21 protein-coding genes are annotated in these 25,261 nt (G+C 42.9%); 18 read left to right on the forward strand and 3 right to left on the reverse strand.

Annotation, left to right across the window (positions count from 1 at the left end):
- Positions 1-127 precede the first annotated feature (127 nt).
- Positions 128-1,252, forward strand: a complete 1,125-nt coding sequence (gene wecB / locus FC51_RS05135) for a non-hydrolyzing UDP-N-acetylglucosamine 2-epimerase (RefSeq protein WP_057911080.1) — start codon at positions 128-130, stop codon at positions 1,250-1,252.
- A gap of 19 nt (positions 1,253-1,271) precedes the next feature.
- Complete coding sequence (locus tag FC51_RS05140; protein ID WP_057911081.1) at positions 1,272-2,207, forward strand: YihY/virulence factor BrkB family protein; 936 nt, start codon at positions 1,272-1,274, stop codon at positions 2,205-2,207.
- Between the two features lie 92 nt (positions 2,208-2,299).
- Here FC51_RS05140 and FC51_RS05145 read toward each other — a convergent pair whose 3' ends face one another.
- Positions 2,300-2,749, reverse strand: a complete 450-nt coding sequence (locus FC51_RS05145; protein WP_057911082.1) for a flavodoxin — start codon at positions 2,747-2,749, stop codon at positions 2,300-2,302.
- A gap of 90 nt (positions 2,750-2,839) precedes the next feature.
- Here FC51_RS05145 and recX point away from each other — a divergent pair, with 90 nt between their 5' ends.
- The 9 genes from recX (at position 2,840) to FC51_RS05190 (ending at position 13,169) form a co-directional block, all read left to right on the forward strand.
- On the forward strand, positions 2,840-3,637 hold the full coding sequence (recX, locus tag FC51_RS05150) for a recombination regulator RecX (RefSeq protein WP_057911083.1): 798 nt from the start codon (positions 2,840-2,842) through the stop codon (positions 3,635-3,637).
- Between the two features lie 92 nt (positions 3,638-3,729).
- Positions 3,730-4,281, forward strand: coding sequence for a nucleoside tri-diphosphate phosphatase (gene ntdP / locus FC51_RS05155; RefSeq protein WP_057911084.1), 552 nt, complete (start codon positions 3,730-3,732; stop codon positions 4,279-4,281).
- 114 nt (positions 4,282-4,395) lie between these two features.
- Positions 4,396-5,505, forward strand: coding sequence for an AI-2E family transporter (locus tag FC51_RS05160; protein ID WP_081037570.1), 1,110 nt, complete (start codon positions 4,396-4,398; stop codon positions 5,503-5,505).
- A gap of 114 nt (positions 5,506-5,619) precedes the next feature.
- Entirely contained in the window at positions 5,620-6,030 is a 411-nt protein-coding gene (tagD, locus tag FC51_RS05165; protein ID WP_057911085.1) for a glycerol-3-phosphate cytidylyltransferase, read from the forward strand.
- 254 nt (positions 6,031-6,284) lie between these two features.
- Positions 6,285-7,142 (forward strand): hypothetical protein, encoded by an 858-nt coding sequence (locus FC51_RS05170; protein ID WP_057911086.1) that lies wholly within the window; start codon positions 6,285-6,287, stop codon positions 7,140-7,142.
- Between the two features lie 12 nt (positions 7,143-7,154).
- A complete protein-coding gene (locus FC51_RS05175; RefSeq protein WP_057911087.1) occupies positions 7,155-9,179 on the forward strand; it encodes a CDP-glycerol glycerophosphotransferase family protein in 2,025 nt (674 codons plus the stop codon).
- A gap of 146 nt (positions 9,180-9,325) precedes the next feature.
- The gene (locus FC51_RS05180; protein WP_057911088.1) at positions 9,326-10,909 is read left to right on the forward strand and encodes a peptide chain release factor 3; all 1,584 of its coding nucleotides are present in this window, start codon (positions 9,326-9,328) and stop codon (positions 10,907-10,909) included.
- Positions 10,910-10,937: 28 nt separating this feature from the next.
- A complete protein-coding gene (locus tag FC51_RS05185; RefSeq protein WP_057911089.1) occupies positions 10,938-12,365 on the forward strand; it encodes a C69 family dipeptidase in 1,428 nt (475 codons plus the stop codon).
- 213 nt (positions 12,366-12,578) lie between these two features.
- On the forward strand, positions 12,579-13,169 hold the full coding sequence (locus FC51_RS05190) for a helix-turn-helix transcriptional regulator (RefSeq protein ID WP_057911090.1): 591 nt from the start codon (positions 12,579-12,581) through the stop codon (positions 13,167-13,169).
- Between the two features lie 121 nt (positions 13,170-13,290).
- On the opposite strand, the gene FC51_RS05195 is transcribed toward FC51_RS05190, so the two are convergent.
- A complete protein-coding gene (locus FC51_RS05195) occupies positions 13,291-14,412 on the reverse strand; it encodes a MucBP domain-containing protein (RefSeq protein WP_057911091.1) in 1,122 nt (373 codons plus the stop codon).
- Positions 14,413-14,692: 280 nt separating this feature from the next.
- On the reverse strand, positions 14,693-16,948 hold the full coding sequence (locus tag FC51_RS05200; RefSeq protein WP_057911092.1) for an ATP-dependent Clp protease ATP-binding subunit: 2,256 nt from the start codon (positions 16,946-16,948) through the stop codon (positions 14,693-14,695).
- Positions 16,949-17,095: 147 nt separating this feature from the next.
- Here FC51_RS05200 and FC51_RS05205 point away from each other — a divergent pair, with 147 nt between their 5' ends.
- The 7 genes from FC51_RS05205 (at position 17,096) to FC51_RS05235 (ending at position 25,007) form a co-directional block, all read left to right on the forward strand.
- Positions 17,096-17,308, forward strand: a complete 213-nt coding sequence (locus tag FC51_RS05205) for a hypothetical protein (RefSeq protein WP_225355055.1) — start codon at positions 17,096-17,098, stop codon at positions 17,306-17,308.
- Between the two features lie 132 nt (positions 17,309-17,440).
- Positions 17,441-17,707: a phosphocarrier protein HPr gene (locus FC51_RS05210; RefSeq protein WP_057911094.1), complete on the forward strand. Its 267-nt coding sequence runs from the start codon at positions 17,441-17,443 to the stop codon at positions 17,705-17,707.
- 4 nt (positions 17,708-17,711) lie between these two features.
- Positions 17,712-19,436 carry a phosphoenolpyruvate--protein phosphotransferase gene (gene ptsP, locus FC51_RS05215; RefSeq protein ID WP_057911095.1) on the forward strand — a complete coding sequence of 575 codons (1,725 nt, stop codon included), beginning with the start codon at positions 17,712-17,714 and terminating at the stop codon, positions 19,434-19,436.
- Between the two features lie 211 nt (positions 19,437-19,647).
- Positions 19,648-20,832: a glycosyltransferase family 4 protein gene (locus FC51_RS05220; RefSeq protein WP_171031853.1), complete on the forward strand. Its 1,185-nt coding sequence runs from the start codon at positions 19,648-19,650 to the stop codon at positions 20,830-20,832.
- A 22-nt stretch (positions 20,833-20,854) separates the two neighbouring features.
- Positions 20,855-21,877 (forward strand): glycosyltransferase family 4 protein, encoded by a 1,023-nt coding sequence (locus FC51_RS05225; RefSeq protein WP_057911097.1) that lies wholly within the window; start codon positions 20,855-20,857, stop codon positions 21,875-21,877.
- Positions 21,878-21,879: 2 nt separating this feature from the next.
- Positions 21,880-22,908 carry a lysylphosphatidylglycerol synthase transmembrane domain-containing protein gene (locus FC51_RS05230; protein ID WP_057911098.1) on the forward strand — a complete coding sequence of 343 codons (1,029 nt, stop codon included), beginning with the start codon at positions 21,880-21,882 and terminating at the stop codon, positions 22,906-22,908.
- Positions 22,909-22,943: 35 nt separating this feature from the next.
- Positions 22,944-25,007 (forward strand): LTA synthase family protein, encoded by a 2,064-nt coding sequence (locus tag FC51_RS05235; RefSeq protein WP_057911099.1) that lies wholly within the window; start codon positions 22,944-22,946, stop codon positions 25,005-25,007.
- The last annotated feature ends 254 nt before the right edge of the window (positions 25,008-25,261 follow it).

The following is a 25,261-nucleotide window of genomic DNA, read 5'->3' on the forward strand; positions in this document are numbered from 1 at the left end:
CACCTTCTATTTCAAAAATTTGAACATCTAACAAATTATACCATAGAGATTTTTTTACAAAATTAAGTCGTTATTAAGTTTCGTGTCATATTTGCTATAATGAATCACAATAAAGGAGAATTAATTGATGAAACCAATCAAAGTCATGTCGATTTTTGGCACCCGTCCAGAAGCAATTAAAATGGCGCCAATTATCCTGTTAATGCAACAACATTTAAACCAATTTCAGCCAATTACAGTGGTGACCGCGCAGCATCGAGAAATGTTGGATCAGGTTCTTGAGGTCTTTCACATTAACCCCGATTATGATTTAAACATCATGAAGCAGGGCCAAACGCTAAGTGACATTACGACTCGGGTCATCACAGAGTTGGACCCGATCATTGAAAAGGCGAATCCGGACATCATTTTAGTTCATGGTGATACGACCACGACCTTTGCGGCAAGCATCAGCGCGTTTTATCACCAAATTAAAGTCGGACACGTTGAAGCCGGTTTGCGGACATGGAACAAGTTATCGCCCTACCCAGAGGAAATGAATCGTCAATTAACAGATGTTCTGGCGGACTTATACTTTGCACCAACCCAGCTCAGCCGCAATAATCTCTTAAAGGAGAATCATCCTGACAAAAATATTTACGTGACCGGAAATACTGCGATTGACGCCCTTAAGCAGACCGTGACGGCCGATTATCAACACTCGGTATTTGATGAACTCAACCAAAATTCAAAGATGATCTTATTGACCATGCATCGCAGGGAAAACCAGGGTGACCCAATGCGGCGGACTTTTGAAGCCATTAAAGAAGTGTTGGCCAGCCACCCCGATGTGGAAGTCGTTTATCCGGTTCATTTGAGCCCTGCCGTTCAAAAAGTTGCTCATGAGGTGTTCGATGGCGTCAAAGCGGTTCACTTAATTGAGCCGCTGGACGTGTTGGACTTTCACAACATGTCTGCCAGAAGCTTCTTTATCATGACTGATTCAGGTGGCGTCCAAGAAGAAGCCCCATCTTTGAAGAAGCCGGTACTGGTCCTTCGAGACACTACTGAGCGGCCAGAGGGGATCAAGGCCGGAACCTTACGACTAGTCGGAACCGACCCCAAGGTGATTAAGCGCGAAATGGAACGGCTGTTGGATGATCCCAAAGAATATCAGCGGATGGCCGAAGCCAAGAACCCGTATGGTGATGGCAATGCCTCACTCAGAATTTTAAACGCGATTCAACAACAGTTCAACCATTCATCAATCTAAGATAGAAAGTCGATAAGTTATGAAACGTGCATATGTGACCATCAAAAACTTCATTGAAATTATCGTCAAACGGTACTCGTCCGGAAACGTGTCGGATTCTGCGGCTGTGCTGGCCTTTTATACACTGTTGTCGATTTTTCCAATCTTTTTTATTATCGGTAGTGTCTTGAACATGTTTCATATTCAAATCAGCGAAGTTGAGGTCTATATTCGACCGTTATTTCCTGATCGAATCTATTTGATGCTGGAGCCGATCATCAATTCAACGCTTCAAAGTGGCGGTGCCAGTCAGTTGTCAGTTGGTTTAATTGTGACCATTTGGTCAGCCAGTCGCGCGATTGCGGCATTTCAACGCAGCATTAACAAGACATACGGCGTTGCGGCCAACCAAAACGCCATTTCAAATCGCCTGGTTTCATTTGTTTGGATGCTGGTTTTAATCTTAGCCGTTGTTTTGTTAATCATTGTTTTTGCTTTCAGTCAGATGTTTTTTGAATGGTTGAACCCAATATTAAACGTCCCCCATCGGATCCTGAATTTGATTGGGACGGTGAAATGGCCCGTGACCATTGCGATCGCCTGGCTGCTGCTCAGCCTTTTGTATTACTTTGTGCCAACTGCCAAGGTCAAATTCCGCTACATTTGGGTTGGTGCGTTGATTTCGACGCTGGGATTGATGATACTGGCTCAGGCCTTCACCGTTTACCTGCGGTTCTTTGCTCACCGAATCGATGCCTATAAGACGATTGGAACCTTCATTGTTTTGATGTTCTGGTTGGACTTTTCGGGAATCATTATGTTATTTGGCGGGGTGGTCAATGCGGCGATCCAAGAAATTCGCCAGGGCAAAATTCAAGAACAGCAGGATGCTCTGGAAACCGTCTGGAAACGAGCGCAACGGATTCGAAAAAGCAGACCGAAAAAAGCCAAGCGAATCAAGCGGTCCAAAAAGTAGGCTTTGCGACGGACAGGGGATGCCCTTGGCAAAATTAAAAGGACTGCGGCAAAATGTGATTTGCTACAGTCCCTTTAAAGAACGTCGAGGTGCTATTGCTGCGCTTTTTCAATTAAGTCGGCTGTAAATTGGTCAAGCTTTTTGATGTCGTCTTCATCGGGTTCCAAATTAATTTTAATGCTGTCTGAACCTTTGGTGGCACCGGTTTTTTCAAATGCTGCTTCAAACTTGTCAACTGAGGTGTTGTAAAACTCCTCGTAAAAGACATCCCCGGATCCGGCAACGCCGTAAACTTTGCCCTTAAGGTTCAGTTCACTGAGGTCGTCATAAAAATCCATTCCTTCTTCAGGAAGCGCGCCTTCATCATACGTGTACGGGCAAACGACACAAATATCGACATCTTCGAACGCGGCAGGATCGGTCTGGGAAATTTCGGTTTCTTTAACGTCGACGCCGGCGTCCTCAAAGGCTTCCGTGACGATGTCGGCAATATCTTCATTATTTCCAGTAATTGTTGCGTAAACAACGTGAGCAGTTATCATAATTTTTCATCCTCTATCTTAAATTGGTTTCAGTATACCAAATTGAAAAGTCAAAGTGAATTTCAATCACGCCACAAGGAAGGTTTTTTCATGGCAAACACAATTACAAAAATCGAAGCGCAGAAGCGAAAGGGTCGTTTTAACGTCTACGTTGACGGTCAATACGCATTTCCAATCAGTGAAGAAGTCTTGATTAAATACCGGGTCTTCAAGGGCATGGAAGTTGACGATCAGCTGATTGACAAGCTAAAAAACGCCGATAACATTTCCAAATTACATAGTCGCGCACTGAACTATTTGGCCCACAACCTGCGAACCGAGTACGAAGTCAGAGACAAGTTGGCCGACTTATCAGACGATCCGGAGGCCATTAATCAAGTGATTGATATTTTAGTCGATCAAAATTTGATTGACGACCAACGATACGCCGACAGTTATGTGCGGACGGTTGTCCGGGAACGTAAGAATGGCCCGGATTGGATCCGCCGTCATCTAAAGGATAAACGGGTTGCTGCCAATCAAGTTGAAACAGCACTTGACCATTACTATTCGGCAGATGATGTGATTGAAATTGGCGTTGAAGTTGCCGAAAAACAGTTGAAACGCTACAAACGTGATTCAGCCAAAATGGCCCTTAACAAGACCAAGGAACTCCTGATGCGCCGTGGCTTTCCGTATGGGGACATCGAAGAGATTATCAACCAAACCGATACCGATGAGATGGCAGAACAAGATCATGACGTGATTGATCAAGTGGCCGCTAAGTACTTTCGGCAATACGCCAAACTGCAGCCATATGAACGCACCCAAAAGACCAAACAGGCGCTTTTTAGAAAAGGGTTCTTGATGGACGACATCACCATCGCCATTGCCAAACTGACTGAATAAAATAATTTCGATATTAATGCGCACTCTGATATAATGACAAATGGATTGGTAACAATCGATGCTGTTAGCTTAGTCAGAAAGTGGGTATTCAAATGCCACGACTTCAAAAATTACCTGGAGAAGGAGACTTCATTGCGATTCAAAGCTATAAGCATGATGGCAGCTTGCATCGTATTTGGCGAGATACGATGGTATTAAAAACAAACGAAAATTCACTGATTGGATGTAATAATCATACATTGGTTACCGAAGATGACGGGCGTCATTGGGTAACGCGAGAGCCGGCACTGGTTTATTTTCATAAACATTACTGGTTTAACGTCGTAGCGATGATTCGAGACGACGGGATTGCCTATTATTGTAATTTGGCCTCCCCATACGTTCTTGACAAAGAGGCGTTAAAATATATTGATTATGACTTGGATGTCAAAGTTTTCCCCGACGGCAGGCGAAAATTACTGGATGCCGATGAGTATCTGGAATTTAGCAAGCGTTGGAATTATGGACCGGAGATCGATCATATCTTAAAACGCAATGTGAGAATTTTGGTGGACTGGATCGAAAATGAAAAGGGCCCGTTCTCAAAAGAATTTATTGCCATTTGGTATGAACGATACTTAGAGTTGTCTCGTCAGAATCAATGAGGAATTCTTCTTGTGACTGGTGCAATTTTTGCACTGGTCATTTTTTGTTTTATGATACAATGAAATTTATAAGTAAAAAATCAGTGCTAAAGTAAAAACGTAAGGAGCCTACAAATGCTCGAACGATTAAAAAAATCTCCGCTCATGTTTTGGTCATTAGAAATTTTGATTGTGGTTGCGATTATTTGGATCTGTACCAAGATCAGTTTTATGTTTTCGCCAATTGCGATCTTCTTTTCGACGGTTTTTATTCCAATTCTTCTGGCCGGCATTTTGTTTTATATGCTGAATCCGATTGTCAATTTATTGACGAAGGTTCGCTTTGGCAAGCACCATATTACCCGGACGTGGGCGACCACCCTGGTATTTTTGCTGCTTTTGGGGCTGGTCGCACTTGCCGCAACGGTGTTTATTCCAAAGATTGTCAATCAGTTAATCACGTTGGCCAACCAGTTACCGGACGCTGCCAAACAGGGCCAACAGTTAGTTGACAAGATGTTTAAGGGAATCAATTCCCAAACATTTTTGAAAAACATTGACCTTACGTCGATGACAGACAAACTATCCCGCAACGTCAATAAGTATGCCGAGACGATCTTTAACAGCGTGACGACCGGGTTAGGCGGGATCATTTCAGCGGCAGCCAACGTGGTGATTATTGCCGTAACCGTTCCGGTTGTCCTGTTTTATATGCTTAAGGACGGTTATCGGCTGGCACCGACCATCAAGAATATCTTGCCCGAACGTCACCGTGAACAAACGATGGATTTATTAGGTAAAATGAGTCACACCATCTCCAAATATATTTCCGGTCAGATGATCGAGTGTTTGTTTGTCGGGACCTTCACGGCGATTGGGTATGTGATTATCGGCACGCCATACGCATTGTTGTTGGGTGTGATTGCCGGAATTTGCAATATCATTCCATACCTTGGACCTTACATTGGAATTGCACCCGCCTTAATCGTGTCATTTTCTCACGGTGGCTTTTGGTCAGTTGTCTGGAATATCGTGGTTGTTTTAATCGTTCAACAAATTGACGGTAATCTGGTTTATCCGAACGTGATCGGCAAGTCGCTGGAAATTCATCCACTGACCATCATTATTATTTTGTTGGCTGCCGGAAACATTGCCGGGTTGATGGGGATGATTTTAGCCGTTCCTTTGTACGCTGTGGTAAAAGTGATTGTGGTTCACTTGTATAATATTTACCAGCTGGAATAACACAAAAACGTTAATTATCTTTAATAAACATTGACGTTGACCGTGATTATGCTACTATTTAAGATGTGTTTATTTTAAGCTAACATTCAAAGTATTGATTAAGTAGGAGATTGTATGAAAAAAGTAATAACGTATGGGACGTTTGATTTGCTGCACAAGGGCCACGTCCGCTTATTAAAGCGTGCCAAGGCACTTGGTGATCACCTCACCGTTTGCTTGTCGTCAGATGAGTTTAACGCTGAAAAGGGTAAAAAAGCATACACGTCATACGAAGATCGAAAGTATATTCTTGAAGCCATTAAATACGTCGATGAAGTGATTCCGGAAACCAACTGGGACCAAAAAATTCACGACGTTCAAGATCGCGATATCGACGTTTTTGTCATGGGTGACGACTGGAAAGGGAAATTCGACTTCTTAAAGGACTATTGCGAAGTTGTTTATTTGCCTCGAACCGAAGGCATTTCCACGACCAAGATCAAGGAAGACTTAGGTCTTACCGACACTAAGGATTGGCAAGCATAAAGACCGAGTTGAGCTGCTTTTTGGCGCACGTTTTAGCTTGGTAGCATTCGTGACTCAAAAGGGGCTGGGACAAAACTCATGTTTTGCCGCCAGCCCCTTTAATCTCAATGGTGATATCGCATGAACGTGGGGCAAAGGGGCCGCGTCGGGTGCACGGCCGTCATTTTTCGGATAGTTGATTCGAAAAAATATTGGCCGTGCAGGACGCGCGGGGCCCTTTGTCCCATTTGCAGTTGATTATTCAGGAGGAAATTATGGGACGAGCAATCTTTTTGGTAACATCCATTCAAGGTATTCGAAAAGCAACCTTTAAAAAGCAGTTAATGTCATTACTCACAACGGATTTTCAAGTCGTTGTCCTTTTGGCAATGACTGATTTTGATGAAATTTGGCAGGCAGAACGTGAATTTACCCGCCTTGATTTACCGGCAGCCGGACCGGCAGTGCGGTTGATCTCATTGGCGGACATCTATGCGGATCACGAAGGCATCGACTTAAAGCAAGGCGATTTCTTAAACCCTTCGCTCGATGATCTAAGAGCCTATGATGCCCACCTTGGCAAATTACCACTAACCAGGTATATTGATGACGATGGCGACATTGTTGCGGAAACGTTATTTGGGGATGACGCCGTTAGACTACATACACTGTTATTTGACAAATCCAGTCGGGTTATTCAGATCAACACCTATGATCACCAAGATCAGTTATTTGGAATCGAAAAGTTTGAAGATGACAATCTGGTTGAAAGTCTGCTTTTGAATGCCAAGGGGCAGCTCGTCTACCGATTCACCAACTACATTAAAAATCAAAAAGTCACCTACAGTGTGACGCAAAGCTCAATTATTGCCGCTCCGCAAGATCTGTCTGAATTGGTCGATGAAAAAACCAATAATACCGACGAGATGCTTCGAACGTTTGAAGGACAAGGGCGGTCAACGTTTACCAAAGCACTGTCGTACAGTGATTATCATCGCTATGACGATATTAACGCCTTTTATCACCAGGTCTTATTGAACATGGATATTAAGGATGCCCGGACGTATATTGATATTGATAACATTGTCGATGCATCCAAGTACCTGCCTGGAAAACGAATCTTTAATTATTAAGGGGAAATCAAATTGCGAGCGATATTATCAGGAGTCCATCAAAAAAAGGGAAAACAGGTTCTGGAATTCGAACTGCTGGACGTTTCGGCTTCACTAGAAAACGCCTACTTTTTGTTTGTCGAAAAAAATAGCCTGGCATCAATCATGAAGCCGATCAGCAAGATCTTGACCCACAACATTGTCCGGGTCAATATTGATGCGCAGGACTTTCATTTTGAATCGGAAGATCAAACTGAATTTGAATGGCAGATCTTTTTGATTCACAATAGTTTGTCCAACAAAAGCGTTATCCAGGTTGAAAGTGAATATTTAAGTGATCGCCACCAGTTAGAGCTCACCAGTTATTATCAATTTAACAGTGATGCGCAGGGGATGGCATTATTCAACCTTCGGACACATCAATCCGATCAGGAATTTATGATTAACTCCGTCAACTTGACCGATCAAAACTTGGAAATCACTGGCTACAACAAGATTAACGGCACCATTATCAAGAACCAGCGGATTATTCTTAAAAATCATACAACGGCCGGGAAATTGGAATACCCGGTCACCAAAAAGTTGTTTGAGGGAATGTTCACGGTAGCGATCCCACTCACGGATATTCCTCAGAATTCAGTTGGTGAGCTTTACATTGAATATGAATTAAACGGAAAAGAAATCAAGCAGCGTTTGATTATCTCCAAATCTCTGGCAGGTCAATCAACTGAAATTAAACAACCCGGCAACCGTATGATTACCCTTGAGAAGCGCTTTGACAATGGCATTTTGGTCAAAGAATTCCAAGGCGCTTCAGTCTTTGAAAAGCTCGGGGCTGCGGGCGGCAAAGCGTCAACCGTGGTTGATGTGATTCGCATGGTTCAAGATAAGCTGAACTTGGTCCGAATGCGTTTCTTGTTCAAATCTGGTCACTCACCATATGAGAACACAACGATTATTTTTGAAAGCTTTGGGGGTCGTCAGGTTAGTGACAGTCCGTTTGCAATTTATAAGACTTTCAAAACGTTGTATCCCGGCATCAAAATGATCTGGTCAATTGACCGCTCACAGAAGAAATTTTGTAAGGAGAATCAGATTGCCTATGTGATCCGTCGGACGAACAAATGGGTCCGGGTTTTGGAAAAATCACAGTTTTGGATTAGCAATGCCCGCTTCCCAACTTGGGTTAAGAAGCCGAACTACGTGACTTATATCCAGACATGGCACGGAACACCGCTTAAAAAGCTTGGCTTGGATATTGAAAATGTTTCAATGCCGGGGACTACGACGGCCAAGTATCACAAGAACTTTGTTCGAGAAGCAAACCGTTGGGATGCGCTGGTTTCACCAAATGATTACTCAACGCAGATTTTCCGTTCGGCCTTTGGCTTCAACAACCAGATTTTAAAGATTGGGTATCCACGGAACGATGAATTGATTAATACTCAAAAGGAAGATATTAACGCCATCAAGGAACAACTCGGAATCCCACTGAATAAGAAAGTGGTCATGTACGCACCGACTTATCGGGACAACCAGTTTGCCGAAAAGGGGAAGTATACCTTTGAACTGCCATTTAATCTTGACGATTTCCGTCAATCATTTGGCGATGACACTGTCCTAGTCTTGAGAATGCATTATCTCATTTCAAATGCGTTGGATATCTCCGAGTATTCAGACTTTGTCTATGATTTCTCAGATTATCCAAATATTAGTGACTTGTACCTGGTTTCCGATCTCTTGATCACTGATTACTCATCTGTTTTCTTCGATTACGCCTACTTGAAACGGCCAATTCTGTTCTACCCTTACGACTATCATTTGTACAAGGAAGAACTCCGGGGATTCTACCTCAACTATGAAAAAGACTTGCCCGGAAAGATTGCCAACAATTCCAAGCAGCTCCTTGAAGAAATTGACCATGCGCTGGCCCATCCCGATATGTCTGCCAATGAGAAGTTTATGAACTTTTACAATCGTTTCTGTGCGATTAACGATGGCTTAAGTTCATTAAAAGTTGTCAACTACGTGATGCACCAGGTTGAAAGTGGCATGTAAGCAACTGAATCATTTGATTTACGAGGACTTGTGTGGGACTTCTATGGCATGAGTCCTTTTTGTTTGAATGAAGCGAGGGTTCTAGGAGTCAAGGCCAAAACGTGTTAAAATTAATTAGTTATTGACTCGTCTGAAAGGAAGTAAATATGAATACCCAACAATTAGAAAAGGAAGACAGTACCCGGCGGACATTTGCGATTATCTCTCACCCTGATGCCGGTAAAACGACTATCACGGAGCAATTGCTTTTGTTCGGGGGCGTTGTTCGCTCGGCCGGAACGGTTAAGGCCAGAAAGACCGGCAACTATGCCAAATCCGACTGGATGGAAATTGAACAGAAACGTGGTATTTCGGTTACCAGTTCTGTGATGCAGTTTGATTATGCCGGTAAACGAATCAACATTTTGGATACCCCGGGTCATGAGGATTTCTCGGAAGATACTTACCGGACTTTGATGGCCGTTGATTCAGCTGTCATGGTCATTGACTCTGCCAAAGGAATCGAACCGCAGACCAAGAAACTATTCCAAATATGTAAAATGCGGGGAATTCCAATTTTTACGTTTATGAACAAGCTCGATCGCGACGGTCGTGAACCGATGGACTTGATTGACGAGCTGGAAAACGTCTTGGGAATCGAAGCATACCCAATGAACTGGCCGATCGGCATGGGAAAGACTCTGACTGGGATTTTTGACCGCTATAATCATAACGTGGAACTCTATAATCATGCCAAAGATAATAAACCATCGGAAATTGTTGATTTGGATGACAATAACAATCCGATCAACAACGAGAAATTGGCTGAAGACGAGCAGTTTGAAGATGCCAAGGACGCCATTGACCTCTTGGATATGGCCGGTAATCAATTTGATGAAGGCAAAATTGCGACCGGAGATATGACACCTGTATTCTTCGGATCCGCGTTGGTTAACTTTGGGGTCAAGACTTTTTTTGACGCCTATTTGAAGTACGCACCGGCACCGAGTGCACATAAGACGGAAGATGGGGACGTTGTTCAACCAGATGACGAGACATTCTCGGGCTTCGTCTTCAAAATTCAGGCCAACATGAATCCCAATCACCGGGATCGGATTGCCTTTGTTCGGGTTTGTTCCGGAGAATTTGAGAAGGGGATGGACGTCAACCTGTATCGGACGCAAAAGAAGCTGAGGCTATCCAATGTGACCGAGTTCATGGCCAATACCAGGGAGAACGTTAAAACCGCTGTTGCCGGCGATATTATCGGGTTATACGATACCGGTAATTTTCAGATTGGCGATACCATTTATTCTGGTAAGAAAAAAGTCGCTTTTGAAAAGCTGCCACAATTTACACCAGAACTATTTGTCCGCGTTTCTGCAAAGAACGTCATGAAACAAAAGTCATTTCATAAGGGAATTGACCAATTGGTTCAAGAAGGCGCAGTCCAACTGTATCAATCCTATACCACCAATGATTATATTTTGGGGGCAGTCGGTCAGCTGCAGTTTGAAGTGTTCCAGTTCAGAATGCAGAACGAATATAATTCTGAAGTTAACATGGATCCGATGGGCCATAAAATTGCCCGCTGGATTGATCCTGAGCAACTGGACGAAAAGATGTCGTCATCACGAAACTTATTGGTCAAGGATCGCGCCGGCAATCAGTTATTCTTATTTGAAAACGAATTTGCCCTGCGTTGGTTCAAGGACAAATATCCAGATGTTCAATTAACCGCTAAACTATAATTTAAATTTCGAAAGAAGAGATATGACAATGGCTTCCAAACATTTATCAGCATGTACAACCGTTCTTGTCGGCAAAAAGGCTTCCATTGACGGATCGACGATGATTGCCAGAAATGACGATACATTCCTGCCACTGACCCCTCAGCGTTTTTACGTTGAGCCGGCCAATGATCATCAAGAAGGCGAATGGGCATCCAACCAAAACGGGTTTAAGGCACCACTTCCTAAGAAAGCGTATCGCTACTCATTGACGCCAAATGTCGAAGTTGACAAAGAAGGGGTCTATGCCGAAAGTGGCTTTAACGAAAAAAACGTTGCGATGAGTGCTACCGAAAGTGTTTATGGAAATGAACGGGCGTTGGCGTTTGATCCGCTGGTTAAGGATGGCCTGGCTGAAGATTCACTGCAGTCCATGGTTCTGCCATACATTGACTCCGCCCGCGATGGTGTCAAATATCTCGGCGACCTGATTAAAAAATATGGGTCACCTGAAGGCAACGGTGTCTTATTTAGTGACAAGCATGAAGTTTGGTATATGGAAATCGTCACTGGTCACCATTGGGTTGCCCAACGGATTCCAGACGACGCGTATGCCATTGCTGCCAACCAGGTTGCAATTCAGCAAGTTGATTTTAAAGATTCCGACAACTTTATGTACTCCGATGGCATTCAAAAATTTGTTAAGAAGTATCACTTGAATACTGACAAGGAAGGGTTTAACTTCCGTCATATTTTTGGAACCGATAACGAAAAGGACCGCCATTACAACACACCACGCGTTTGGTTTGGCCAGAAGTATTTGAACCCTGAAATTGAGCAGTCACCGACCTCATCAGACTTGCCGTTTATTTGTCATACTGATCATAAAATCAGTGTTGAAGATGTGGAATACATCTTAGGGTCTCACTACAATGAAACACCTTACGATCCGTTTAGTCGCGGAAATGAGGCGACCAAGACGTTATTCCGGCCGATTTCAATGAACCGGACCCAAAATTCCCATGTCCTCCAAATTCGCAATGACGTTGATAATAATAGTAACGCGATTATGTGGTTATGCTTTGGTGTGCCGGCATTTTCACCATACGTCCCGTTCTTTGCCAATGCGACCGACACCGACGATACCTACGCCAACACGCCGGTTCATTGCGATGACGTCAGCGCCTACTGGATGTATCGTAAGCTGTCGATGTTGGTTGAATCGCACTATTCTGAATTTATCCAAGATGATGTCGATTTCTTAACCGACATGAAGGAACAGTTGCGCCGACACGTTCAAAATGCAATTGATGAAAGCCAGGCGTTGAAGGGTCAGGAACTAACGGATTACTTGACTGGCCAAAATCACGATGTCGTTAAAATGATGCGGATTGCCACTGAGAAGTTCAATCATCAATTGATTGAAAAGGGCCTGACGTTGTCCAAATTGACGTTTAATATGGATAAAAATCTGTAATAGTTAGGCATCATTTAATAAAATAGCAAATCAAAAAACACAAACTGCGCGATTGCGGTTTGTGCTTTTTTTGTGAAATTTTCCTCCTGAGGCCAAATATTGAAGTCTGTCGTGTCAAAGTTTGTTTACATGGGTAATTTTAGCTGGGTGATTAACTTTGATGACAGATTATATTTTCTTATTCAGGTATAATTTCAGTAAGGGGTTGAGGAAATGGACATTGGAAACAAAATTAAAACTTACCGAAAAATTCAGAACCTTTCTCAAGAAGAATTGGCCCGTAAAGTTTATGTGTCACGACAAACCGTTTCAAATTGGGAAACCAATAAACGGTATCCTGATATTCAAAATATTTTATTGTTGAGTGTTCTTTTTGACGTTTCTGTGGATGAACTCATTAGAGGAGATTTGGAGGCTATGAAAGATAAGTTGTCCAATAAACAAGTAAACCGGGCAATGTCTGTCTATACATTGATCATGCTCATCGCTGCGATGATTGGCGCTATTTCGATTGGACCGGTGTTCTATTTTGAAGAATCGACAACCGTGGTTTTTCTGCCGATTATTTGTTTTGCGATCATGTTACTGAGCTCGTTTAAGCTCGAACGCTTGAAAAACCGCCAAGACCTCAAAACATTTTCTGAAATTGTGGCCTACGTAGCCGAAAGTGAGGTTGAAACGCAACGAACAAAGCGAGTTCTCGGAAAAGATAAAATACAAAAGGCAATCATGATGATTGCGTTCGCGGCGGCTTTCATACTGATCAGCTTGATTTCAATTTTTCTGTTCGGACGCTTCAATTGAACGTTTACTTCGGATGTTAAAAAATGTCCTAATCGGTTTGCGTAATCACAAACTCGATTAGGACATTTAGCTTCATCAATTGCTTGGTATTGTTACATTTTAACCAACAACCAATGGTTTTTTAAGAATCAACGTTGACATACTTGTTAAAGATGATGGATTGATCTGCCAACTCGTACCAAATCAGTCCTTGATCATCGATAATGCGAGCTTTGATCGATACTCGACTGCCAGCCATCAACTGACCAACTCGGGATCCGTAAGGCTTATCGAAGACATCCACCGATTGGTCGGAAACAAAATCAATCGTTCCAAACCACATGACCGGATTTCTGGAAGTTTTGGTAATTGGCGGCAGAAAGTGATTAATTGGTGGATCACTTGGCTCCAAGTCGCTGTTTTTGATCCACTCAAAGCCGCCAATGTTTAACCAGTTTTGATGATCAGTTGTTTCAATGCGGGCAAAAATCTTGATAACGGCGTTTGCTGGCAAGCTGGATTGTAATTCGTGACCATTTGGTTCGCTGAACACAACATGTCGTTTTTTTAAACGGACGTAATATTCAACTGGCTGGACAGTCTGCCAGTCTTTTCGGCGGTAATAAAAAATAATTCTGTGAATTTGTTTATCAAATAGGCCATAGGTCTTACCGGTTCTATTGATAACGCGGTATCCGGGAATGGATTTTTCCTCGACGTCAAAAGATTGACCGAGTTTTCCCGAATGAATCGTGACTTGATGACGAAATTCACCGGTATCAATATCCAGGTAATAGACAAGGACGGGTAATCCTTCCTTTAAGGCGTATCGGAGTGTGACGCGTTGATCCGTCTCTTCAAAGTAGGTTGAAAAGTTGGTAATCGTCACCAAATAATAATTGTCAAAGTGGGGCAGTTGGAGTGAAAATCGCTCGCCCGTGGTGCCGCTTAAAATATCAGGGGCTTTGATGGGGTTGTCGTCCTCATCCAGATAAAAGAAAGTGACGTGTGACTGGATTTTAAGGGTTTCAACTGGATCTGGGGTGTGGGTTGACGCACCTATTAACCCATCTGAGTCATCTGTGACCGGTTTAACGTCAGATTGAGCATCTGGCTGGGCATCCGCAAGTGAATCGACATCAACATGCCGCCGACGCTTTTTTAAGTGGTAATCACGTCGATGCGCTCGCCGACCTGAATAACGATGGGAACGCGGAGACACAAATATATTTAATTGTTGTTTAAGCCAACCCATCAACTTCATTACTTAACGCTCCGTTCTGAACTGTTCTACTGAAAATTATAGCATAGTCGGTGATTGGACAAAGACATTCAAATCAAAAATTGCCCAAACTTTTATAACTTGACCTTAATTTTGAGCTTGGTGGACGGTTCTCAAAGTTAGTTTCCAAAAATATCTGTCGATCAAAACCCGCTATTTAATCCCCAATTCAGTTGGGGAATAGCTGAAACCAAAAAAGGTCCAAACAAAACATGTCGTTTTATTCGGACCTTTGGTTTGTAAAACCACGATTTAATTCAAATTACTTATCAGTCTTGTTTGAGTCGGGTTTTGGCGCTGATTGGGCTTGTGCTTGCCCAGGTGCCTTGATAACGATGTTGCCCTTACTGTCCACGTCAGCTGTTAATGTGGCAGCATTTTCGTGATCCAAGTAGAAGTCGGCAACTTTATCTTCAATCTGCTCTTGGATAACTCTTCGAAGTGGACGAGCACCCATTGCCGGATTGTATCCCAACTCAACCAACTTGGCTTTTGCCTTGTCGGTCACGTTGATGACCAATCCTTGTTGCTTAAGCATGCTGTTGACGTCGTCGATCATCAGCGAAACAATCTTTTGTAGGTTGTCTTTTGACAATGCGTGGAATTCAACAATATCGTCAAACCGATTCAATAATTCCGGCTTGAAGTAGTCGGTTAACTTGTCGATAATTGAATGAGTCTTTCCGCTTGCCGCAGCAGCAAACCCAACGTTGGCTTCCGCATTACCCTGACCGGCATTACTGGTCATGATGATGATGGTGTCCTTGAATGAAACAGTTCTGCCCTGACTATCGGTTAAACGACCGTCGTCAAGAATTTGCAGGAACATGTGAAGAACATCAGGGTGTGCCTTTTCAACTTCATCCAGTAAAATCAATGAGTATGGGTGACGACGAACTTGTTCGGTCAACTGACCGGCTTCTTCGTACCCAACGTAGCCAGGAGGCGAACCGATCAACTTGGCCACTGAATGCGGCTCCATGTACTCAGACATGTCAAACCGGATCATCGAATCCTTCGAGCCAAACAGTTCATAAGCCAATTGCTTAGCTAACTCGGTCTTACCAACTCCGGTAGGGCCAACGAATAGGAATGAGCCAATTGGACGTCCCGTTCCGTTGAAACCAACTCGGTTACGACGAATTGCCCGGGCAACTTTTTCCACGGCTTCGTCTTGACCAATCACGTGTTTCTCAAGGTTAGGGCCTAAATTACGAAGCTGCTGTTGTTCTTTGGCTTGTAATTCGCCAACTGGAATTTCAGTTTTTTCTTCGACAATTTGTTCCATATCCTTCGCAGTGACCTGTGGGGTATCTGCTGAAGAAACATTGTCAGTGTTCTTGGCTTTTTCGAGCTTGGTAACTTGGTCCCGATAGTAAGCGGCCTTTTCGTAGTCTTCGCTCCTAAGGGCTGCCTGCTTTTGCTTTTCAGCACTTTGAATTTTTTCATCCACGGTATGTGGGTCAACCGCATTGATGGTCAAATTCTTTCTGGAACCCGCTTCATCGAGTAAGTCGATCGCCTTGTCCGGTAAGAACCGATCCTGAATATAACGATCGGATAATTTAACGGCTGCTTCAATTGCGTCATCGGTGTACTTAACGTGGTGATAATCTTCGTAACGCTTTTGAATTCCCTTTAGAATCTTAACGGATTCTTCAGGACTTGGTTCATCGACCGTTACGGGTTGAAGACGACGTGCAAGTGCTGAATCCTTTTCAATATCACGGTATTCTTTTAAAGTCGTAGCACCGATTAACTGGAATTCGCCCCGAGCCAAAGCCGGCTTAAGGACATTTCCGGCATCCATACCGCCTTCAGCATTTCCGGCACCGACAATTTCATGGATTTCATCAATAAACAGGATGATGTCCGGGTTGTCTTGAACTTCCTTGATTAGCTGCTGCATTCGTTGTTCAAATTGACCACGAATGCCCGTTCCTTGAACAAGTGAAACCACGTCAAGGCGGATAATTTGCTTGTTTTGAAGTTTGGAAGGAACGTTACCTGAGACAATCTCTTGAGCCAGGCCTTCAACAACAGCAGTTTTACCCACACCGGCTTCTCCAATGAGAACCGGGTTGTTTTTGGTACGTCGATTCAGGATTTCAATGACACGTTGAATTTCATTATCTCGACCGATGACGGGATCAACTTTGCCGTCTTTTGCAAGTTGCGTTAAGTTGATACCATACTGACCGAGCAGTGAATTGCCACCCTGACCGCCATTTTGTGGGCGATTAGGGCCGCCATTGTTGGGTCCCATTGGTTGGGTTGGTGGCACTTGTTGACCATTGGTTGGATCAACGTTTCCGCCTTGCATTGCACGGAAAATGTCATCTAATCCACCAAAACCAAATGGATCTTGAGCCATATTTTGAGCACCTCCTGTATTACCTTGTTTGTTCGAGAGGAGTTGATAGCAATTTTGGCAAAGGTTAATGGTTTGCTTTTGCCCATTCACGTTCGTGTACAGATGAATGGTTGCGGGATTTTTATGGCAATTTTGACATAGCATTAATTGCTTTCCTCCTTTAATATAGAAATAAAGGATAAAGAAGGACAAACTGTTACTGACCAACTTTGACCTTTGAAAATATTATACAACAACACTATTTGTAATCAAGTAATTGAACTTTTATTCATTTGAAAGGAGATGTGTTCTTTGACACAAGACCGACCAGACTACAGTCAGCTGCTTAGACAGCTTGAGGCTGGAGACATTGACAAGATTGAGGTTCGGCCCGATTCGTTTATGACGTTTCAAACCGCCTACATGAATTTTGACCACCGGAAGCGAATTATCGGCACCGCAAGTGAGGGTGGCGTGATTACGTATATTTACGAACGGGACCAAACAGAAAAAAAATCATCTTAAACCTTGTAAGCGGTTAAGTTTAAACTTGTATTTTGCAGTATATATTGCTATTCTTAACTAAGTAAAGAAAAATTCTAAATTTTGAGTCCCATCTTCAAAATTTAAAGTCTTATCAGAGGAGATTGATTAATAATGGAAAAACGTCAATATAACATCATTGCAGAAACTGGAATTCACGCACGTCCAGCAACACTTTTGGTACAAACAGCAAGCAAGTTTAACTCAGACATTACACTTGAATATCAAGACAAGTCTGTTAACTTGAAGTCAATTATGGGTGTGATGTCACTCGGTGTTGGCCAAAGTGCTGCCGTTACAATTACCGCGGACGGTGACGACGAAAAACAAGCAATTGATGCCATTTCTGAATCAATGAAAGCAGAAGGACTGACTGAATAATTTCATGAAAGCCTTTAAGGGGATTGCCGCAAGTGACGGAATTGCGATTGCGTCTGCATTTCGGTTAACTGAACCTGATCTAAGCTTCAAGAAGCGAACGGTTACTGATGCCTCTGATGAAATTAAGCGGCTTTATGCTGCGATCGATGTCTCAAAAGACGAGCTTTTAACAATTCAACAAAAAACACTTGAAGACCTCGGCAGCCATGAAGCTGAGGTCTTTAAAGCTCATGTGGCGATTTTATCCGACCCGGAACTACTGAAGCGGATTAAGTCGACCATTGAGAAGGATAAGCTGAACGCTGAGTATGCATTGACCAAGGTGACTGATAGTTATATCAAAATCTTTGATTCAATGACCGATAATGAGTATATTAGACAACGTTCCAGTGATATTCATGATGTTACCAAGCGTGTCTTGAGCCACTTGCTGGGTGTGCCATTAGTTGACCCGGCGCTCATTCATCAACCGGTGATTATAATTGCTCACGACCTGACCCCAAGTGATACGGCGCAATTTGTACCGACTTACGTTAAAGGAATCGTGTCAGACATGGGAGGTCGGACGTCTCATTCGGCAATTATGTCACGCTCATTAGAAATTCCTGCCGTTGTTGGCTTCACCGGTTCGCTTTCTGAAATTAAGAACGGGGAGACCGTCATTGTTGACGGATCAACCGGAAATGTGATTGTTAATCCGACAGAAGCGCAAAAAGAAGAATTTACTCAAAAACAGACTGCTTACCAAAAACGTCAGAATCGCTTAGCCAATCTGCGTTTTCAGACGACCAGCTCTTCAGACGGGAAGCATCCAATTTTGGCTGCCAACATCGGTACTTTGGACGATCTTCAAGGGGCCGTTGAAAACGGGGCTGAAGGAATTGGCTTATTTAGAACGGAATTCTTGTATATGGATACGAATCATCTTCCGACAGAGGATGAGCAATTCAAGGTCTATAAGCAGGTTCTGGAGACGATGGACCACAAACCGGTGATTATTCGAACCGCTGATATTGGTGGCGATAAGGATTTACCTTATCTAAAGGTTCCTAAGGAAGATAATCCATTTTTGGGTTACCGCGCTATCCGGATGAGCCTGGATAAACCGGATATTTTCCGGACACAGCTGCGGGCATTATTGCGCGCTTCTGCATTTGGAAAGTTGTCCATCATGTTTCCAATGATTACGACGATTAACGAACTGCAGCGGGCAAAAACAATTCTGAATCAGGAACGAATTAAGCTGATTCGTGAAAAGGTGCCGGTTAAGCCAGTCCGTGTTGGGATTATGGTTGAAGTACCGGCAGCGGCTATTTTAGCCGATCAGTTTGCCAATGAAGTTGATTTCATGAGTATTGGAACGAACGATTTGATTCAATACATCATGGCGGCCGATCGTGGTAACCGTCACGTTTCGTACCTTTATCAACCATACAACCCGGCGGTTTTGCGATTAATTAAGAATATTATCGATGCCTGTCATGACAACCATTTACCTGCGTACATGTGTGGTGAGATGGCTGGCGACCAGTTGGCCATTCCAATTTTAGTCGGAATGGGCCTCGATGAATTCTCGATGAATGCATCGTCGATTTTGAAATCCCGGGCGCTGATCCGGCGTTTGGATTCCAGGGAAATGGTGACGCTTGCCAACAAGGCACTGACCATGGCCAGTACCAGCGAAGAAGTGGTTGCCTTCATCCATCAGGCGCTTAATGACGGCCAATAGATTTATAAATAACTTAAAGAACAAGCTGTTAAGGGCGTCAGACCGTCTATTAACGGCTTGTTCTTTTCGTTTTGGCGGTTTGCAATAGCAGAACCAAACCAATATAATTACAATGATTGTGAGACTATACCCCTATGTAGGGCAAGCACGCAATGATGTATTTCACGATTTGAGAAAATGAATCAGACTTTTCCAGAAAGGGGTGTCAGCCGTGAATATCGGGATTTTTACAGATACATATTTTCCACAGGTTAGCGGCGTTGCAACCTCGATTAAGACCCTTAAAAATGAACTTGAGCGACAGGGAAACCAGGTCTATATCTTCACAACGACAGATCCTCACGTTGATAAAGATACCTACGAGCAAAATATTTTCAGGTTCTCCAGCATTCCATTTATCTCATTTACCGACCGGCGAATTGCTGTGCGGGGCTTGTTTCAAGCTTATGAAATTGCTAAGGAATTAAACTTGGATATTGTGCATACGCAGACCGAATTTTCAATGGGGATGATTGGCAAGTTTGTTGCCAAGAATTTAAATATTCCCTGCATCCACACCTATCACACGATGTATGAAGACTACCTGCATTACGTGGCGAATGGTAAATTGTTGAGACCAGTTCACGTTAAAGAGGGAACTTTGGCGTTTTGTTATCATCTGGCCGGCGTTGTTGCCCCCAGTGATCGGGTGCTGGACAAGCTCACCGATTATGGTGTCAAAAGTCAGATGCGCATCATCCCAACTGGCATTGACGTTGATATGTACGCGGAAGAAATCAAGACGGATATCAGAAGCGAATATCACATTTCACCGGACACACCGCTGATGCTTTCAGTTAGCCGTCTGGCTTATGAAAAGAATATTTCAGAAATCATTGACTACCTCCCGCAAATTCTCAAGCAGGTTCCAAAAGCAGTCCTAATGATTGTCGGCGACGGCCCTGCGAAAGATGATCTAATGAAGCAGGTGCATGATCAACAGCTTGATGATCACGTAATATTCACCGGCGAGGTTGAAAATGATCACGTCAACGCCTTTTATCGGGCTTGCGACGTCTTTGTTTCAACTTCCAAATCGGAGTCACAGGGGTTGACCTATATTGAAGCGCTGGCGGCCGGACTTCCGGTCGTCGTCAGTGCCAGTGATTACACCAACGGACTTTTAAGTACTGAGACACTTGGTCAGACGTTTGAACACGACGATGATTTTGTGGGAATTGTGACACAGTATCTGAAACACGAAATTGATGTGGAAACACCCAAAGCCAAGCAAATTTTGAAGACCAAGCTCAACGCAATTTCTGCTGAGACCTTCGGCAAGCGGGTGATTAATTTTTACCATGATGTTGTCGTTGAACAGGCACTTCAAAAAGATGCGACCACCAATATTGATTAAATTTTTGTTGTAAGGAGTTTGTATGTTAAAGATTAATATGTTCTCAACCGCAGATAAGGTGAAAGGACAAGGCGTCGGCAGTGCTTATTTGGAACTCGTGAGAATGCTAAAGGATCACTTTCCTGACGACTTTAAAATCAAAATAAACAGCTATGCCCCCGCGGATATTAGCCACTATCATACAATTAATCCCAGCTTTTATCTGTCAACATTTTCCAAAAAGCGCGGTCGAAAGATTGGCTATGTGCACTTTATCCCTGAAACACTAGAGGGAAGCATCAAAATTCCACAACCCTTCAAAGCGATTTTTTATAAATATGTGATCGCCTTTTATAAACGGATGGACCATATTGTGGTTGTCAATCCATCGTTTATTCCCAAGTTGGAACAATACGGAATTCCCAAAGAGCGGATCACTTATATTCCAAATTTTGTCAGCAAAGAGACGTTTTACCCGGTTGACGCTGCAACTAAAGCGTCATTGCGGGTCAAACATGGCTACGATCCGAAACGGTTCACCGTTCTTGGTAGCGGGCAGATCCAAACTCGAAAGGGTGTTTTGGATTTCGTTAAGCTGGCCAAACAAAATCCCGGTGTCCAATTTATTTGGACGGGTGGTTTTTCATTCGGCAAAATTACCGAAGGCTATGCGGAACTCGAAAAAATTGTCAAGGACCCACCAAGTAACTTGGCATTTCCGGGGATTATTGAGCGCTCAAAGATGGTTCAGTATTATAATATGTCTGATTTGTTTCTTTTACCTTCTTATAATGAACTTTTTCCAATGTCGGTATTGGAAGCTTTTTCAACGAACACACCCGTCATGCTGCGCGACTTGGACCTTTACCAATCGATTATCAGCGGCTATTATCTCCCCGCAGCCAACGTGTCTGAAATGAATACGGAGCTCAATGAACTTCTTTTGGATCCGGATAAGTTGGCCAAGTTGCAAGCTGCAACAAAAATTGCCAGCGAACGTTATTCTGAAAACCATTTAGCCAAAGTTTGGTACGATTTTTATAATGAGCAAGCTAAGGAAGGTTAATCATGTCACGAAATAATAAAATTACGCTCTTGACAATGGTATTAATTGGGATTGCAATTATTGCCTACTCAATGAGGGACGTTAAGCTCAGTTTATTAATTCACGATGTATTGACCCTCAATCTGTGGTGGATATTGGTTGCCTTTTTATGTATCTGTCTCTATCTTTTGATCGAAGGTGTGATTACCAAGGTTTTAGTGTCAAATCGGGTCAAACACTTTACATTCAAGGATGCCATACGAGTCCCGCTGGTTGAGCAATTGTTTAATGGGATTACCCCTTTTTCTTCAGGCGGCCAGCCCGGTCAGTTGATCGTCATGCTTCAGACCGGAATCGATGGTGGTAAGGCTAGTTCGGTGCTGCTGATGAAATTTGTGGTCTATCAAGCAATGATTGTGGTTAACTTTTTTTTCAGCTTGGTGATCGGATTTCACTTTGTTGCCAGTAGATTACAGGTTCTGGCATTATTTGTCCTTTTTGGGTTTTTGATTCATTTTTTTGTCATTGTCGGCCTGTTATTAATCATGTATTGGCCCACATTCACTAAAAAATTAGCTAAACTGCTATTTCATCCGGTTAAATGGTTTGTTAAGGATGAAAAATTTTATTCGATGCAGGATACAATGTACGCCAAAATTGATAATCTGTTTGAAGAAAGTGTCCGAATTGGGCGACAGCCAAAGCTACTGTTAAAAGTGGTGGTGTTGACTTTCTTTCAACTGTCATTTTACTATCTGATTCCCTATTTCATCATGCTGGCACTGGGGGTGACCGGTGCCAACGTGATTATGGTTACCAGTCTTCACATTATGATCGTCATGATCATTTCGCTCTTTCCGATTCCAGGAGGGTCAGGAGGGGCTGAATTTAGTTTTGAATCGCTATTTCACAGCTTTATATCCAGTAACAGCAAACTCGTATTAGCGATGATCATTTGGCGGATTTTAACGTACTACTTTGGGATGGCTGCCGGGGCGTTTGCTCTGGCGCTCAAACCAGATAAAGTTGATGATTCTGATAAGCCGGCGTAAATGTGTGGTTTTCAGAAATATTTGGAGGAACAGGAATGTTAACGGAGAAGAAATATCGATTTTCAAATCTCTTAAATACCAGGATCGGCTTCTTTTTACTAGTCGTTATTTTGTTTTGTGTTAAAACGTACATCGTTTATCAAACTAAATTCACACTGGGGGTGAAAGGCGGCCTTCAGGAATTCATCCTGGCAATTAATCCGATTCCTGCGGCACTACTGACGCTTGGAATTGCCCTTTATTTCAGCGGCCGGCTGTCGTATTGGCTAATGATGATTATTGATACGCTGGAGACAATTTGGATTTTTGCCAATATTGTTTACTACCGGGAATTCTCGGATTTTCTATCGCTTGGGATCATCAAAGGTAGTGGCAACGTCCAGAACAATCTTGGCAAGAGTCTGGCTGAAATTATTCATTTTAGTGACTTCTTTATTTTTCTGGATATTATTATCTTGGTGATTTTGCTGGCATTTCACATTATCAGGATTGATGCCGAACCGTTTAAGAAACGTTATGCACTTTTAATTTCTGTTTTGTCGCTGATTTTAATGGGTGGTGAGTATGGGCTGGCTAGCTCAGATCGTTCCGGACTGTTGACCCGAACGTTTGATAATAACTACATCGTTAAATACCTTGGCCTTAATGAGTATGCGGCATTCAATGCCTATCAAACACAAAAAGAATCGGCAACCCGGTCCAAGGCTAAGGCCAGTGATATGGACAGTATTTTGAAGTACCTAAAACACTCGCGGGCCAAGGCCAATCCGGTGTACTTTGGCAAAGAAAAGGGCAAGAACGTCTTTATCATTCATTTGGAGAGTTTCCAGCAATTCTTGATTGACTATAAAGTAGATGGCCGAGAAGTTACGCCTAATCTGAACAAGTTCTTCCATAACAAGAATACCATTGGTTTTGACAACTTTTATCATCAGGTTGCCCAAGGGAAGACGTCCGATGCTGAAATGATGCTTGAAAACTCCCTGTATGGCTTACCGCAGGGTTCTGCAATGGTGACTTATGGTGCGCAAAATACGTATCAGGCCGCACCGGCTATTTTGGACCAACAGGGTTATACGACTGCAGCCTTTCACGGGGATGTCCCAAGTTTTTGGAATCGGGACAGCACCTATAAATCGTGGGGCTATGATTATTTCTTTAGCTCTCAGTACTACAAGACCAAACCGTCGTATAGTGTCGGTTATGGTCTGAAAGACAAAATCTTCTTTAAGGATGCTGCAAGTTACATTCAACAGCTTCCACAACCGTTTTACGCGAAGCTGATTACCTTAACCAACCATTATCCTTATTTGTTGGATAAACAAAATACTGATTTTCCAGCAACCAAAACTGGCGACAAGACTGTCGATCCATACGTCCAAACGGCTCATTACTTGGACCAGGCGTTTGGTGAATTTATGAGTTACCTTCGTAAGAGTGGGTTGATGAAAAATAGTATGATTGTCGTTTATGGTGATCACTATGGCATTTCAAATAACCATCGGCCTGCAATTGCTCAGTTGTTGCATAAGAAGTCTATTACCGATTATGATTTAGCACAATTCCAGAAAGTTCCATTTATGATTCACGCGACAGGTCTAAAGGGTGGCGTTAACCACGCGTATGGTGGCGAAATTGACGTTTTACCAACGATCTTGCATTTGCTGGGTGACAAAAACAACAATACGATTCAGTTTGGGACTGATTTGTTATCCAAGCAGCACGACCAACGCGTTGCTTTCCGAGATGGGGACTTTGTAACACCGAAGTATACAAAAGTTGGCGGCGATGTTTATTTGACTAAGACCGGCAAGCAAATCCACCCGGTTGGCAAGCAAAAAATGGAAATTGCCAGTATCCAAAACCACGTGACGACTGAATTATCATTATCCGATCGTGTCATTTGGGGTGACTTGTTACGGTTCTACACACCAAAAGGATTCAAGAAAGTTGATCGTAAAGACTTCACCTATCAATACACCAAAGCATTGGAGAACCTGAAAAATGCACAAAAGCAACATCCAACCAGTATTGAGGCAAAAAATGGTGGCAAGTCCACGATGAGTCTTTACAAGACAGATGCCCCCGAATTAAAATAGCTCGATCAAGCAGGACAATGTGATATTGTTCTGCTTTTTGTTTGCCCAGATCAGCCATTCAAAATCGTTCCTGTACCAATTTAGTGTTTGACAAAAAAATTTTACGATCGATTTTTAAAAATCGCTTGACGAATGATGAGATTTTCGATATATTTATAGATGCTGTTTTGTGAGTGACAACTAAGCAAATCAAATTGGTTTCAAAAAAGTTGTTGACTCAAATCAATCAGCGTGGTATATTTAAATAGTTGTCG

This window comes from Lentilactobacillus parabuchneri DSM 5707 = NBRC 107865 (assembly GCF_001435315.1).
In the GTDB taxonomy this organism is placed as follows: domain Bacteria; phylum Bacillota; class Bacilli; order Lactobacillales; family Lactobacillaceae; genus Lentilactobacillus; species Lentilactobacillus parabuchneri.

Coding starts and splice junctions, on each gene's coding strand:
- wecB (WP_057911080.1), top strand. CDS start 128: ATGAAACCAATCAAAGTCATGTCGATTTTTGGCACCCGTCCAGAAGCA.
- FC51_RS05140 (WP_057911081.1), top strand. CDS start 1,272: ATGAAACGTGCATATGTGACCATCAAAAACTTCATTGAAATTATCGTC.
- FC51_RS05145 (WP_057911082.1), bottom strand. CDS start 2,749: ATGATAACTGCTCACGTTGTTTACGCAACAATTACTGGAAATAATGAA.
- recX (WP_057911083.1), top strand. CDS start 2,840: ATGGCAAACACAATTACAAAAATCGAAGCGCAGAAGCGAAAGGGTCGT.
- ntdP (WP_057911084.1), top strand. CDS start 3,730: ATGCCACGACTTCAAAAATTACCTGGAGAAGGAGACTTCATTGCGATT.
- FC51_RS05160 (WP_081037570.1), top strand. CDS start 4,396: ATGCTCGAACGATTAAAAAAATCTCCGCTCATGTTTTGGTCATTAGAA.
- tagD (WP_057911085.1), top strand. CDS start 5,620: ATGAAAAAAGTAATAACGTATGGGACGTTTGATTTGCTGCACAAGGGC.
- FC51_RS05170 (WP_057911086.1), top strand. CDS start 6,285: ATGGGACGAGCAATCTTTTTGGTAACATCCATTCAAGGTATTCGAAAA.
- FC51_RS05180 (WP_057911088.1), top strand. CDS start 9,326: ATGAATACCCAACAATTAGAAAAGGAAGACAGTACCCGGCGGACATTT.
- FC51_RS05185 (WP_057911089.1), top strand. CDS start 10,938: ATGGCTTCCAAACATTTATCAGCATGTACAACCGTTCTTGTCGGCAAA.
- FC51_RS05190 (WP_057911090.1), top strand. CDS start 12,579: ATGGACATTGGAAACAAAATTAAAACTTACCGAAAAATTCAGAACCTT.
- FC51_RS05195 (WP_057911091.1), bottom strand. CDS start 14,412: ATGAAGTTGATGGGTTGGCTTAAACAACAATTAAATATATTTGTGTCT.
- FC51_RS05200 (WP_057911092.1), bottom strand. CDS start 16,948: ATGCTATGTCAAAATTGCCATAAAAATCCCGCAACCATTCATCTGTAC.
- FC51_RS05210 (WP_057911094.1), top strand. CDS start 17,441: ATGGAAAAACGTCAATATAACATCATTGCAGAAACTGGAATTCACGCA.
- ptsP (WP_057911095.1), top strand. CDS start 17,712: ATGAAAGCCTTTAAGGGGATTGCCGCAAGTGACGGAATTGCGATTGCG.
- FC51_RS05225 (WP_057911097.1), top strand. CDS start 20,855: ATGTTAAAGATTAATATGTTCTCAACCGCAGATAAGGTGAAAGGACAA.
- FC51_RS05230 (WP_057911098.1), top strand. CDS start 21,880: ATGTCACGAAATAATAAAATTACGCTCTTGACAATGGTATTAATTGGG.
- FC51_RS05235 (WP_057911099.1), top strand. CDS start 22,944: ATGTTAACGGAGAAGAAATATCGATTTTCAAATCTCTTAAATACCAGG.